This window comes from Paenibacillus sp. FSL P2-0136 (assembly GCF_037975325.1).
Lineage (GTDB): Bacteria > Bacillota > Bacilli > Paenibacillales > Paenibacillaceae > Paenibacillus_AQ > Paenibacillus_AQ silagei.
The window spans coordinates 6253758-6269157 of sequence record NZ_CP150244.1 but is presented as its reverse complement, the minus strand read 5'-3'; the positions used below and the strand labels follow the sequence as shown (position 1 = coordinate 6269157).

Genomic DNA, 15400 nt, shown 5'->3' with positions numbered 1-15400 from the left:
AACTAAAATCCCCCTATACCCCGCTTCTCACCCATTTGGGTGAATTTAGTTGTACAGACTGCAGTTAGAAGACGAAATCCTGCCTGTTCACCGTTTTTAAATGTACAAAGTACAACTATCGCTGAATGTTCGCGTCGAACGCAACTCCATAGAGGCCGCATTTAATTATTTCCGTATCTATGGGCTGCATCTATGGAATGAATTCACTGCTTAACTTCGGATGCTCTACCGGAACACTATACTTGCTTCCCTACGGAAAGGTGGCTATTATGAGACAAACAAGCCGGAAACCGTTTTTTGTATACGCTATCATTATGGTTCTGCTGCTGGGCCTTCTCCCGGCAGACCTTGGATCTGTTGCCCGGGCGGACAGTGATTACAGGCTGGAAGAGACCTTTGAGACGTATAGCCCCGGTGCGAAGCCGGCCGGATGGACGATCAAGACACCTCCCCAGGGAGTGAGTGTGGGGGTGCAGGCTTGGGAGGGGTATCCCGGCAAGCTGCTGGAGCTCCAGCAGACCAGCAAGCTCGCCAGCAGCTACAGCATCAGCAGATCCGTTACAGATGTGACGTACAGAAGCATGTTCAGCTATTCGTTCAGAGCCGAGCAGACTGGAGCCGTGATCTACTTGCCCACCCCGCAGAGCGGTTCCGTGCCGCTGGTGAAGTTCGCCATTAACAACGGGGCATTCAGCTATATGAAAAAAGGGGCCGGCTCCTGGACCTCCGTACTGCCGGTATCGGCAGGCGTATGGCATGAGGTGCGCCTGTCGCTTGACGGCGGCGGCCACACCTTCGATCTGTCTATTGACGGCAACCGTCTGCTGACGAAGGAGCCGATGGCCGAGGGAGGGGCTTTAACCTCCTTTTATATGGGGTTCTATAAAGACAGCATAGGCAAGATCGGCTTTGACGATTTTATTGTAAGCGGATACAAACAGGCGGTAAGTGCAGCCTTCTCCCAGCAGTCTTACGGGCTGCGAAGAGGGGAGAAGCTGTCCTTGCCGCTCCAGTTCACACCTGCAGATGCAACGGATCAGACTGCAGCCTGGTCCACCGGCAGCGAGGAGGTGGCAACTGTGGACGCCAACGGTCTGGTTACCGGCATCCGTGAGGGGGTGACGACCGTTACGGCTGAGCCGAACGAAGCGCTTCCGGCGGTAACCGCTACGGTAGCCGTCTACGAAGATCCGATCACGGATATTGTATTGGCTCCGCTTCAGCGGGCGGTTCCCGCAGGCTCCCGTGTGCTGTTACAGGCAACAGTAACACCGGAAGACAATACGGATACAGGCATCCTGTGGGGAACGGAGGATGAGAGCATCGCCGTGATTGACCGCTACGGAGAGCTGACGGGGGTAAGCGCCGGAACAACTACCGTGTTCGTCACGGATGAGACCGGAAGCGTCCGGGCCGAGACATCCGTTACCGTAACCGGACGGACAACCGGACAGGAGCTGTATGTCGCTCCGGGCGGGGACGACAACAACAATGACGGCACGGAAGCCTCGCCCTTCCGGACGATTGCCCGGGCGCAGGCCGAGGTCCGGCAGCTGAATGAGGATATGGACGCTGACATCATCGTCAATCTGCGGGAAGGGACCTATACGCTGACGGAACCGCTGGAATTCACACCGGAGGATTCCGGGACGAACGGATATTTTGTCACCTACCGCAGCTATCCCGGGGAGCAGGCGGCCATCAGCGGCGGGCGGTCCGTCACAGGCTGGACGGTGTTTGACAGCGCCAAGGGCATCTACCGGGCAAATGTCGGAACCGGCCTTCAGACAAGGCAGCTGTTCGTGGATGGTATCCGGGCAGTCCGGGCCCGGAGCACAGCGGGACTCGTGAATCCGCTGAAGACGGCAACCGGCTATACCTCGGATAATACGGAGCTGGCCGGGTGGAGCAATACGTCCGATATGGAGCTGGTGTTCAATGAGCTGTGGACGAATTCCCGGATTAAGGTAGAGTCGGTAACCGCTTCAGGCGGCAAAGCACAGATAGTCCTGCAGGAGCCGGGCCGGAGCGCGGTCTTTAACCGGGGATTAACCTCGGCGACTGTGCCCGTCTATTACGAGAATGCTATGGAGCTGCTGGATGAGTCCGGGGAATGGTACTATAACCGGAATGAAGGTATGCTGTATTACAAACCGCGTGCCTGGGAGGATCTGTCCACGGCCGGGGTTGTGGTTCCGGTACTGGAGCAGCTCGCCACAGTGTATGGTGTATCTGCTGACGAACCGGTGCGCAATCTGAATTTTGAAGGCCTGAAATTTATGTACACCACCTGGAACCGCCCGAGTACGGCGGCGGGACATTCCGATTCACAGAATAACCATCTGCGTTATCCGTCCATCCCCGATGAGCTGACCGAGGCGGCGGTGATGCTGGAGCTGGCGAATACAGTGAATTTCCGCAGCAACGAGTTCACCAAGCTGGGGATTACAGCGGTACGGATGCAGAATGGCGTTCAGAACAGCCTGATCGAGGGCAACCGCTTCTATGATATTTCCGGCAGCGCGCTGAACGTGGGCCAGCCGAATTCGTCGGACCGCAATATCTATCATCCGGCAGACCCCCGGCTGCTGATGAAGAATAATGATGTGCTGAACAATGTGATTCATGATATCGGCATCGATTATAAATCAGCGTCCGCCGTATCGGCAGGGTATCCGGTGGACATGGATATCAGCCATAATGAGATGTACAATCTGCCTTATAGCGGAACCCATATCGGCTACGGCTGGGATAAGCTGTTCGATGCTGCCACCCGGAACGTCAAGATTCAGAATAATCTGATCTATGACCTCATGGGCATGGGCTTGCGTGACGGAGGCGCCATTTACAGTCTTGGCCCGACAGGAGCCACAGCCGAAGGTAAAAACCTGGTCAGCGGCAACTACATCCGCAACCAGATGGACGGCAATGCCGTTCTCTACACGGATGAAGGGTCTGCCTATTGGAGCTTCGAGCATAACGTCATTGATCTGAAGGACGCTCCGCTCTGGCATTCTCCGCTCCGCTGGGCGATGGCGTATGTGCCGACCATCCATGATGTGGATTTCGTGAACAACTATACGACAACAGACGGATACACCAACAACGGGCGCAATGTGCTGTTCCAGAATAATCTGGTCCAGCCGGATGCCGCCTGGCCGCAGGCGGCCCTGTCCATTATCGAGCAGGCGGGGCTTCAGCCGGAATACGCCTCTGGCGCAGAAGGGCAGGTCAGCCGCTGGAGGCTTGCTCCGCTTAAGCTGGCCGCCGGTGCAAGCGGGCAGGTATCCCTCCAGGCGCTGGACGGCAAAGACCGGCCGCTGGGTACAGCGTCGAGCACCTTCTTCTATAGCATTCTCGATCCGGCAGTGGCCTCGGTTAGCAGCGGGGGTGAGGTCACCGGACTGAGCCAGGGACAGACGAAGCTTGTAGTGAGCATCCTGAACGGCTCGATGCTGCGCACCCTCAGTGCGGATGTGTTCGTGGGAGACACCCTGTCCACGGTTCTTCTGGAGGGGCACGACGGCCATGTTGCTTACATCCGTGAAGGCGCAGACCTGCAATTGCAGCCTTATGGCGAGACGCTGTTCGGCAACCGTGAGGAGCTGGATGCGGTCACCTATACCAGCAGCGATCCTTCCATCGTCAGCGTCAGCGGGAACGGCCTGTTAACGGCCCATCAGACCGGCTCGGCCACCCTGACCCTCTCTACGGAGTATTTGGGCACTGTGACGCAGGGGCAATATGAGGTTAAGGTATGGAATGAGGAGAGTGCCTACGATCATACCCTGCAAGGCGAGGTGCAGGACTCAGGCGGCTGGTATGTAGCGGCAACGGCCAACGGGCTGAAGGAGAGCGCGACGGACACGCTGACCCTGCGGGCACCCGGCGGCCATATCATCTACCAGAACCGCAAATATCAGAATGAGCTGCTGGATTTCACTATGACAATCAATGACAGCCCTGCCTCCTCCAGCTGGTATGCCCTGATGCTGAATAATCAGAGCAAGGAGCTGAGCTACAGCACCGGCAGCATGTATCTGGTGGTCGTTGGAGCCTCGGGCATTGAGCTGCACCGCTTCAACAGCGGGGTGCGGACCGTGATCTATGGCGCAATCGAGGGCCTGCCCAGCCTGGGCGGACCGGCGATTCCTAATTCGTTCCTGCCCTTCGGGGAGCGCAAACGGGTTCAGCTCGGTGCTTTTCAAGAATCCGGGGGTGTGCGCCTGATCCTGAAGGTTAACGGGGTGCAGGTATTCAATTATCTGGACACCGCCGCCGGGGCCATTGGGGAAGCCGGGTACTTCGGGCTGGTCTCCCGCAATGCGAGCACGGAGCTGGGATACTGACAGCATAAGCTTATGAACCCGGGTGCGCAGCCCATATCATTAATAAGATAGCCAACATCTGGACTTACAGGGGATGACACCGATGCATAAGAAATGGCTGTACCGACTGATTCTTTCCTATCTGCCGATCCTGTTTGCTGTGGTGTTCTGCCTGATTATTCTGTTCTTCGTGACTTTAAATGAAGCGATGGAGAGGCAGACCGCGAAGGCCAACGGCGTATATGCAGAGAATGTGCTGCAGATTGTAGATACTACCCTGCGCAATCTGGAGACCATGACGATCAAAAGCCTGCTGATGGATGATCAGGTGGGCAGTTATTTTGACCGTCCGGGGAAGCTTGATCCTTACCGCGATTACGGGGTAACGGAGGTGCTGCTGGATTTCATGTCGCCGCTGCCGATGATTGAGTCGGTCTATTTATACCGTGCGGCTGACGGCAAGGTGCTGATGCAGCATTTCTCCTCGCGTCTGCCGGACTTCGGGGACCGCAGCTTCATAGAGTCTTCCATGAAGAATACCGGCAGTCCGGTCTGGAGCGGAATTCGTGAGCTGCAGCTGTTCTCCGGCGAGGATCAGCGGAAATCAGTCATTTCGCTGGTGGAGCAGGTGCCGTATTTCTCCGGTGAGCAGGGGCTGATTGTCATTAACGTGCGGAAGCAGTCGCTGCAGGCGCTGATTCAGGAGATGAACATGGCGAATACGGAGATTTGCCTGAAGGATGCGGCGGGACGCGCTTTTGCCGGGGGAGAGGCCTGCTCCGGGCCGCAGGTTCATAGTCAGGCAGTCAGCCGCAAATCCTCCTATACCGGCTGGACGATCCAGGTAGGCATGGAGCGTGCCAAGGCCTTCTCTCTGTTGTCTGCCTTCTCCAATGTCTGGGCGGTCCTGGGGTTCGCCGCGATCATCGGCGGTATCGCCGCCATGACGTATATCAGCCACCGGAATTACCGTCCGATTGAGCAGGTCATGAGCCGGATCTACTCCTTCGGGGAGGACCGTGCCTTCGGCTGGAAGCCGCAGAGCAAGGAAGGCGACGAATTCGCCTTCATCGGCCATGCGCTGGAGAGCCTGATCGAGCAGACCAACAGCTATGAGCAGCAGCAGGCCGAGGGGATTCTGCACAGGCGGAATCAGTTATTCAAGGAGCTGCTGGAGAACAGCGGCCAGATGTCGGCGGATAACTGGAGCCGGGAAGCGAAACGGATCGGGATGGACGGTGAATTCGCTGGTGCGGTGGTGGGCATTGCCGAGATTGATTTCTATGAGGCTTTTGCTGCAGATTACTCGGCCCGGGATCAGGCATTGTTCAAATTCACGCTGCGCAGTGTGATTCAGGAGATTGCCGAGAAGGAAGGGGGTTCCCTGTGGACCGAGTGGATCGGACCGGGCCGTCTGGGACTGCTGTTCCGCCGCTCTGCGGATGAGGAGACAGCGGACATCGCAGAGAAGACGCTACTCATTGCCGAGTCTGCCCGGTCCTGGGTGAAGCAGCATCTCAAGTTCACGGCTACCTTCGGCCTCAGCGGACCCGCCGCCGGTCTCAGCGGCTTATCCGTCGCGTACCGCCAGGCCCTGGGGGCGCTGGAGCGCAAAATCACCGCCGGTCCAGGCCGCGTCTATGCGGCGCCAGCCGAAAAGCCGCTGCCTCCGGCAGAAGGCATGGATGTGCTGGTTCAGGCCATCGGCGCTGTTCCCCAGCTCTACCGGCTGGGGAATGCGGAGTGGAAGCCGCTGATTGAGCGGATCTTTGCACTGCTGGCAGGCGGCAACTACTCCAAGGAGGATATCGTCCGGCTGCTGAGGCTGCTGGAGACGGGGCTGTCCCGGGAGATGCAGGAGCTGCCGCCGGAGATGAAGGGGATCTGGAACAACGGGCGGCTGCGGGGAATTCCGCATTCGCCGGAATCTTTTGAATGGATTGAGGAGCTGCATGGAGAACTGGTCTCTTCGCTGGAGGAGATGGAGGAGGCGCTGCGCAGCCTGCGGATGAACCGTGAGCAGTATACGCTTGCCAATAAGGTGCGCGAATACATCGCCTGTAATTACGCTGATCCCGACTTCTCCCTGACCCATGTTGCCGACAGCTTCGCCATGAACACCAAGACGGTAAGCCGGATCTTCAAGGAGGAGATCGGCGAGAACTTCGTCGATTATCTGGCCCGCCTGCGTATGGAGGAGGCCAAGCGCCTGCTGACCGGAACCTCCGATCCGGTGCAGCGCATCGCGGAGCGCGTGGGGTATCTGTACCCCATGTCCTTCATCCGCGTCTTCAAGAAGCTCGAAGGCATCACACCCGGCGAATACCGCAAAGCCCAGGGCAGTCCCCTGCATGGTGGTGATAGTGAGGGTGATGGGGAGAGTTAGGCTCATGTGGCCATGTGATGTGAGCGGGGCGCACAGCGATTAGCCGGTTATAGTTGGCGAAGCTACGGGGGTATAGGTGTGTAACAAGACGGCCGGGGTTTCCGGCCGTCTTGTTCGTCTGCTTGCTGCTGAGTCGCTGCCATTCTGGAAAATAACATCGGCGCACGAATGAAGTGCATAAACACACCACATTTTCGCAAATTCACCGTTGGCGCATGTATGCTGATTTCCGCATACATTGGGTCCATGTGCCTGCGTGCGAGCTGAATGTATGCTGATTTCCGCATACATTGGTTCACGTGTCTGCGTGCGAGCTGAATGTATGCTGATTTCCGCATACATTGGTTCACGTGTCTGCGTGCGAGCTGAATGTATGCTGATTTCCGCATACATTGGTTCACGTGTCTGCGTGCGAGCTAAATGTATGCTGTTTTCCGCATACATTTGGTCCATGTGCCTGCGTGCGAGCTGAATGTATGCTGTTTTCCGCATACATTTGGTCCACGTGCCTGCGTGCGAGCTGAATGTATGCTGATTTCCGCATACATTGGTTCACGTGTCTGCGTGCGAGCTGAATGTATGCTGTTTTCCGCATACATTGGTTCACGTGCCTGCGTGCGAGCTGAATGTATGCTGTTTTCCGCATACATTGGTTCATGTGCCTGCGTGCGAGCTCAATGATGAAGGGTATAAATACACTACATTTCCGTAAATCTACCGTTGGCGCACGGATGAAGGGATAAATACACCGTATTTACTGGAATAGCACTGTTGGCGCAAGAGTCAAGTGTATATGTCCCCCCCAGTGCCGGCGTTGGCAGGCCTCGATCAGCATCTTATTTTCTCCCGGAACAAGATTCTCCTTTATTCTGAAACATCGGCGGGTGGTCTGCACAGCGCTGACAGTAAGCCCGGATTCGGTTGCCGCATCATGTGCACGTATAGCTGCATTTTTGCATGTCGTTATTATGCTAAAGAAGGGCATGATCGTCAAGGAATCGGCCCGCCGGATACGTTACTCTAGAAGGGTAGATGACATAAGGCTGGAGGGACACGATGCAGCGTTGTTTATATAGAGCCGAGTGCAGGGAGGCTACTAATCCATCAGCGTTCTGGGAGGCACAGACCGGGCTGCTGAATGAATGCATGGACAGGCTGGGCCTGGGACGGCTTAGTATTTTTCAGGATGGCAAGGAGCTGTTTCTGTACTATGAGTGCACCCGCCGGGAGGTGGAGCCGGATCAGCTGTTTCAGGGGACTGCAGAGATTCTCAAAGAGTGGCCGGGAGGGGAGCAGCCCCGGTTGTGGGTGCCTATGATGGATATTTTCCATTATCAGCAGCCGGTCTCCGCAGAGCATTGGAAGCGCAGTCATGCGGCAGGAACCCCCTACGCAAGAGTGGCGGCGCTGAAGCCGGAGCAGGTCGCAAGCTATGTGTATCACCATTATCAGTATCAGGAGGAGCATCCGGGGGACGGCGACAAATATGGGATTATCGGGCTGCATGAGAACCTGCTGTTTTTTTATTCCGAGCTGCCTGCAACGGTGGAGCCAGCCCCGTACGCCGGGAAGCTTGCCACGAATCTCCGGCCGGACAACTGGGGTGAGGTGATGGACCCGCATTTCAGGAAATGGAGTGAGATGCAGCCGGATCAGGCCATTTGGAAAAAGCTTACGCTCGTCCTAACCATCCCCCACCCCCATACAGGAAAAGGAGAATGATTATGCTACGTACATCTATCTGTCTCAATGGCGAGTGGGATTTCATGCCGCTCTATGACCAGCCGCGCAGCCGCGCGCTTCCGGAGAGATTGCAATACGAGGCCCGCAAAATACAGGTTCCCTCAAGCTGGCGTTACAGCTATACTGCGCCTTCGGGCAGCAAATTCGGTGAAGTCGCCGAGTATCATTTCCAGCCCTTCGATGTGTACAGCTACCCGGAGGAATGGAATGCAGCCGAAGCCGGTGTGCTTCACCGCACCCTTCAGGTACCGGAGACGATGCTGGGGCAGCGGATCGTGCTGCGGTTCGATGGCATTATGCAAAAAGCGGCCATCTATCTGGACCGCGAGCGGATTGCCGTCTGGGAGGACGGCTTCCTGCCCTTGCGGCTGGATATCACCGCGCTGGTGAAGCCTGGCCGGGAGCAGCAGCTCCATGTGGTCTGCGGCAGCTTCGACACGGCGCTGCTCCCCTCCGGGGAGACCAAAATTACCGGACTCTCCGGCTCCTGGTTCGGCAGAATCGCCCGGGGCATCTGGCAGGATGTCTTCCTGGAGGCGTATCCGCCGGTATCGCTGGAGGATCTTACGATCCGCACCTCTGTCCGGCAGGGAAGGCTGGAAGTGGATGCTCTGATCAGCGGCACAGAAGACGGCCCCCCACCCGAAGGATTGCGGGTGATCCTGCAGGTCAGGGAGCGGAAGACTGGCGTTCCGGCCTCGCTTGCAGAGCCGCCCCATCTGTCGCAGAAGCTGGCGGCCGCCCATCCGCTGCCCGTACTTGAAGCGGAAGCCGCAGTAGCGCTTCGCCCTGCGGAGGCTGCGGCAGGAAGACAGTTATGCGTTAATACCGGCAGCCGGGAGTGGGGCGGAGCGGCATTCAGTCTGCCCTGGCAGGAAGCCCTGCTGTGGAGCCCGGATTCCCCTGTCCTGTATGAGCTGGAGCTTGTGCTGCAAGCGGACGGTGAGATTCTGGACCGCCGGAGCGAGACCTTCGGCTTCCGGGAGTTCTGGTGCGAAGGTCCGCAGTTTATGCTGAACGGGATTCCCGTTAATCTGCGGGGGGACTCTTGGCATTTTCAGGGGGCGGCCCAGCAGACAGAGGACTATATCCGGGGCTGGTACCGGATGTGCCGGCAGGCAGGCATTAACAGCATCCGGCTCCACGCACAGCCGTATCCGTCCGACTATCTGCGGATTGCCGATGAGGAGGGGATGCTGATTGTCGATGAGACGGCCATCTACGGCTCCAGCAAAAGCATGGATGCCGCCCATCCCGATTTCATCAGCAATTGCCGCGATCATGTGCAGCGGCTGGTGCTGCGGGACAAGAATCACCCTTCGGTCATCCTGTGGAGTGTGCAGAACGAGATGCGCTGGGTGGACGGGCGCGATCAATACAAGCAGCATATCCCCGGCCTGATTGAGCTGATGAAGGCACTGGATGATACCCGTCCGGTCATGGTTGAAGGGGATAACCGCCTGGTCTCCAAGCAGCAGACCGAGGTAGAGAGCCGTCATTACAACATTGACGGCACCATCGCGCAGTGGGACCGGCAGGTTCCGCTCACCTTCGGCGAGCATGGCGGCTGGTGGTACATCTGTCCGCAGAACAGCAGCATGTACTCGGGAATGGATGTATATAAGGATTCGGACGCAAGTGCTGCCGGTCTGGCCCACAAGGAGCGGCTGTTCGTGGAATATGCACGGCGGCAGGGCGTCTCAGGCATCTCTACCTTTAACTTTGTCCATTACTTCATGCGGGCGATGCCGGAGCAGGAGCTGAAGCTGCCGCAGGCTGATCTGACCACACCCGGCCCCAAGCCTGCTGTGATTCCGGCCTACTCGCTTTCGCTGAATAACGGGCTGCTGCCGGAGGAGTATCCGGTTTACAGGCCTAATCCGGCTTTTGCCATTATGGCCGCGGCCTTCAAGCCGGTAACGCTGATTGCCGCCGAATACAACCGCTGCTTCTTCGATGATGCGCCGGTCTCCCGCAGCTTCGATGTCTATAACGATACGTTGTCCGCGCAGGAAGTGACGATCGAATGTGAGGTCATGCAGGGCGGGCGCAGGGTACACAGCGAGACCTTCCGCTTCCGTCATGAGCCTGCTCAGCGCCGGAGCATCCGGCTGGAGTGGATGCCGGACCCGGTCAATGGCGAAGGGGCGGGGGTGGCAGTAGGAGATAGGGTAGGAGCAGGAGATGGGACATCAGTACAAGATGGGGCAGGAGTAGGAAAAGGGGCAAAAGGAGGAGAGGGGGCCGGAGTAGGAGCACCAGTAGGAGCACCACTAGGTGAAGGAGAAGCCACGCTGTCCGCCCGGCTGTTCCATGCCGGAGAGCTGATGCATGAGCTTGAGGTAAGCTACCGCCTGCTGTCCGGCAGCTGCCGGACCGAGCCGGTAGAGATCGCCCTGTCCGCTGCTTACATCGGCTCTGACCGGGACTTCCAGGCGATTCAGGCGCTGGTGCCCGATCTGGTCCGGGCAGAACCGGAAGCTGTAGAAGGGCTTGTCGCCGGGACCCTGCTGATTGTCGGCAGCAAGATGGAGGATAAGGACGGGGCGCTGGACCGGAGGCTGAGAGGGTTCGTGCAGCGGGGCGGCAGGCTGCTGCTGCTGGAGCAGCTTCATCTCTCTCCCGGCAGGCTGCCGCTCACCCGCCGGGAATTCATCCGCGCACATAGCGGGGATTACGGGCATCCGGTGCTCCGGGGATTAGGCGCGGAGGATCTGATGTACTGGCATGAGGAGCTGCGCGAGGACGGGCCGCTGCCGATCATACGGGCGGCGTTCGAGAAGCCGGTGACCGGCGACTTCACCCTGCTGCTGGAATGCAGTGCAGGAGACTTCGGAGACGGCGGCGATCTGTGGTCGCCGCTGCTCGAATACCGCAGCGGAGCGGGCATGTTCCTGGCGAATCAACTGGAGATCATGGATCATCTCCAGCAGGTTCCCCAGGCACAGCTGCTGCTGCGCAGCCTGCTGCAGTATGCGGGCCGCGCAGTCCACGCGGCCGCTGGTCCGGCGGCTGTTGCGCTGCGGTCCGCCGCGCCGGAGACCGCAGCAGCCGATCTTGCCACCGCCGCCAGGTCCGTCGTAGAGGAGCAATGCGCTACCGTTCCATCTTGCACCGATCTTACCGCAGCCGTAACTGCTCCAGCCCCGGCTGCGGTGCAGCCCGCAGCAGGCGATCCGGCCGCGGCACAATCCGCTGCGGTCTGGGTCCGCAGCGACAGTCCGGCGGCAGCCTTGCTCGGCAAGCTCCGCCTGAAGGGCCAAAGGCTGGACAGCGCCGCAGGCTTGTCCGGCCTGACCCCCGGCCTCCTCATCGTGGAGGCCGCACTGCTAGGCGCGCCGGGCGCGGCGGAAGCCGTGCGCCAGGCAGCCCTGGCCGGCGGCAGCGTGCTGGTGCTGCCGGCAGAGCCCGGCGGGCAGGAGGCGCTCGCCCGCCTGCTGGACGCTCCCGTGCGCATCGCGCCGCACGGGACGTATCATCTGGCGGCGGACTATGCGCACGCCGCCGTACAAGGCATCAGCCCGGTCGACCTGTTCGGCTTCGACAAGGTGCATCTCTCGCCCCGGGATGTCGTCAACCGGGAGCTGGCCGGGTACAGGCTGGAGGTGCCAGATGCGGAGGTGCTGTGCACCAGCGTGGAAGGCACAGCCTGGAAGGACTATTTCGCCGGGCAGCATACGGCGGAATACAGCAGGCTGGCGCTGGTCGAGCTGAACCGCCGCCAGGCGGCTGCCCCGGGAGCTTTTGTGATCCGGCAGGCGGCCGGAGCGGGAGAGATCCTCTGCTCGCAGCTGCTCGCCGACCCGGATAGCGACAAGAGTCTCAGGCTCTACACGCGCCTGCTCGGAAATCTCGGAGCCGCTTTCGCCGATGAGCTGCTGCTTCATGACAAGGGAGATGCGCAGTGGGCGGTGGAGGCCGCAATGACGCTGTTCTGTCCGCCGCACATCGACTATGAGGCGATGAAGGACTACTATACAGACCCCGAGTTCTCCTTGAACAATCTGGGGGAAGGCCTATATGGCTGGATGAAGAAAAAAGAACGCCGCCCGGACGGAACCTTCCTCATCCCCGCACCGGAAGGATGCCCTCTGTTCCTGAGCTGCTTCGTGCACCTGCCGGAGACGGCGGATGCAGCCTCAGACAGCGTGAGCAGTGACGGCATAAGAACCGGCAGACTCCGGGTGAACTCGGCCTGTGCTTTTGACATCTATATGAATGGCAGTCACGTACCTGAGCCTGAACAGGAGATTACGCTGGCAAAAGGGGTCAACCGCCTGATCGCCATCGTCCGGGGATCGCAGGAGGATATTGCCTTCGGCATGGTGTTCCTGCATACAGACGGCACATATATGAATGATCTGGAGTTCCGCCTGACGATGGATGAGGTGGAGCCCAAATGAGCAAGATCAATGGAGAGGAGCAGGCCAATATGAACGCCAATGAACCGGTACCATCCGCTGCATATACATCATCCGCACCACCCGCAGGCCCTTCCGGCCGCACTTCAGAGCTGGACCAGTATTTTGCCTTCAACGATGACGCGAGGGAGGTGGAGTTCAAGCGGCATGACATGCCGACCCCTTGGCTGAACTATCTATCCAACGGGACCTTCCATACCATGCTGTCCCATGCGGGCGGCGGACTTTCATTCTATAAGTCTCCGCAGATCTGGCGGATTACCCGCTACCGTTTCTTCCATCTGCCCACCGACCGCTCCGGCCCGTATATTTACCTGCAGGATGCCGGAACAGGCAGCTACTGGTGTCCTACCTATGAGCCGGCCTTCCAGAAACCGCAGGAGTGGAAGAGCAGCCACGGAATGGGTTATACCCGCTTTGAAGCACAGGCGGATGAGCTGGCGGCGAAGACGGTTTATTTTGTCGGGCCCTATGAGAATTCCCTGATCTGGAATCTGACGCTGACGAACAATAGCAGCAAGGTCAAGGAGCTGAACGTGTATGCTTACGCCGAGTTTGGGATGATGGAATTCATGCGCGAGCTGCAATGGCAATGCTATAACAAGCATCAGGTCTCGGTGCAGTACCATGAGAAGGAAGCGCTGATCTACAAATATGGGGTGGAAAATCAGCCCAAGCCGGACGAAACCCCGCTGGTCTATATGATGTCCGATGCACCGCTCGCCGGGTATGACGGCGACCGTGAAGAATTCATCGGCAGCTACCGCAGCGAATCCAATCCGGCCGCTATTGAGCAGGGGGGCTGCACCGGCTCGGCCATTCTGGGAGGCGACCCCTGTGGTGCACTCCAGGTCCGGGTAAAGCTTGCGCCTGGCGAGACCCGCACCGTGAACTTTTTCCTCGGAACAGCGATGAACGAGACCGAGATTGAACGGGCCATCAGCCATTCGCGGGAGGCGGATTTCGTCACCCGTTCCTACGCGGCGCTTCAGGAGAACTGGGCGCGTTACCTCAGGGCCTGGAATTGTGAGCTGCCGGATCAGGATGCGCAGCGTATGCTCAACACCTGGAATCCGTACCAGTCGCAGCGGAACTTCCTTTTTTCGCGCAATATTTCGTACTATGCCACCGGTACCTTCCGGGGCGTAGGCTACCGGGATACGGCACAGGATATTCTGGCGGTCGTACCGTACGATCCGGAGGCGGCTAAGGATAAAGTCCGCCTGCTCCTGGGGCAGCAGTATCGGGACGGGCATGTGAATCATTATTTTTTCCCGAATGAGGGCTGGGACCCGGTGACCAGCATCCATTCGGATGATCACCTGTGGACGGCGCTGGCCGTTTGGGACATTCTTGCCGAGACCGGAGACGCGGCATTCCTTCAGGAAAATATTCCGTTCTATGATGGCGGTGAAGCGCCGCTCTATGAACATTTGAAGCGGGCGATTGATTTTACCGTCTCCAGGCTGGGACCGAACGGCTTTCCGCTGATGCTGCGCTCGGACTGGAATGACCAGCTTTTCCGCGTATGCCGTGAGGGCAGGGGGGAGAGCATCTGGACAGCAATGCAGTTCGGGACGGTGCTGCTGCGTATGAAGGATCTGGCGGCGGCTTCCGGTTACCCGGAGCATGCGGCGTACTATGACCGGCTCTACGGGGAGCAGAAGTCGCTCGTGAACACGCTGGGCTGGGACGGGAAGTGGTTCCGGCGGGCGGTGATGGATGACGGGCGGTATCTGGGTACCGCTGAGCATGAGGAGGCCCAGATCTGGCTCAACGCCCAGACTTGGGCGACCCTGTCCGGGATGGCCGAGTCTGACAAGGGACTGAAGGCTATGGACAGTGTGCGCGATATTCTCGATACAGAGCTGGGTATCAAAAAACTGCATCCGTCCATCACCACCTTCCCCGATCCCGCCGATCCGCTAACCAACTATAACAAAGGAACCGGGGAGAATGGGGCCGTCTTCTGCCACGCCAATACCTGGGCCATTATTGCGGAGTGTATGCTGGGCAGAGGGGATCAGGCGTACAAATATTACCGCCAGCTGATCCCGAACATCGCCATGGAACAAGCCGGAATCTGGCGCTACAAGGCAGAACCGTATGTCTATGCTTCGAACCTGTTCGGGCCAGAGTCCGACCGCTTCGGTCTGGCGAATGTATCCTGGCTGACCGGGACGGCTGCGTGGATGTATGTAGCTGCTACACAGTACATTATGGGCATCAAGCCGGTGCTGGCCGGACTGTCCATTAACCCGTGCATCCCGTCTGCCTGGGAGGGCTTCTCGGTCACCCGGCGGTTCCGTGGCTGCGAGTATGAGATTACCGTGAAGAACAACAGCCATGTCTGCTCAGGCGTCCAAGAAATCCGGGTGGACGGCGAGCGTCTCGAAGGAACAGTCATTCCCGCATATCCGCACAAGCAATCAGTGAAAGTGGAGGTCATATTATAACGATAGGCTTTCTGTATAGACAGAGTGTCTAAGTTAGATTCAGAGTATATAAGCAGTGTATAAAAA

At 58.5% G+C, this 15400-nt stretch carries 5 protein-coding genes; all 5 read left to right on the top strand.

What is annotated here, in order from left to right:
• The first annotated feature begins 269 nt into the window (after positions 1-269).
• Entirely contained in the window at positions 270-4349 is a 4080-nt protein-coding gene (locus tag NYE26_RS26615; RefSeq protein ID WP_339251357.1) for an Ig-like domain-containing protein, read from the top strand.
• 82 nt (positions 4350-4431) lie between these two features.
• The gene (locus tag NYE26_RS26610) at positions 4432-6714 is read left to right on the top strand and encodes a helix-turn-helix domain-containing protein (protein WP_339251355.1); all 2283 of its coding nucleotides are present in this window, start codon (positions 4432-4434) and stop codon (positions 6712-6714) included.
• Between the two features lie 1056 nt (positions 6715-7770).
• Positions 7771-8436, top strand: a complete 666-nt coding sequence (locus NYE26_RS26605; RefSeq protein WP_339251354.1) for a hypothetical protein — start codon at positions 7771-7773, stop codon at positions 8434-8436.
• 2 nt (positions 8437-8438) lie between these two features.
• Entirely contained in the window at positions 8439-12860 is a 4422-nt protein-coding gene (locus tag NYE26_RS26600; protein WP_339251353.1) for a glycoside hydrolase family 2 TIM barrel-domain containing protein, read from the top strand.
• Positions 12857-15334 (top strand): glycosyl hydrolase family 65 protein, encoded by a 2478-nt coding sequence (locus tag NYE26_RS26595; protein ID WP_339251352.1) that lies wholly within the window; start codon positions 12857-12859, stop codon positions 15332-15334. The genes NYE26_RS26600 and NYE26_RS26595 overlap by 4 nt, the downstream gene beginning before the upstream one ends.
• Positions 15335-15400 lie beyond the last annotated feature (66 nt).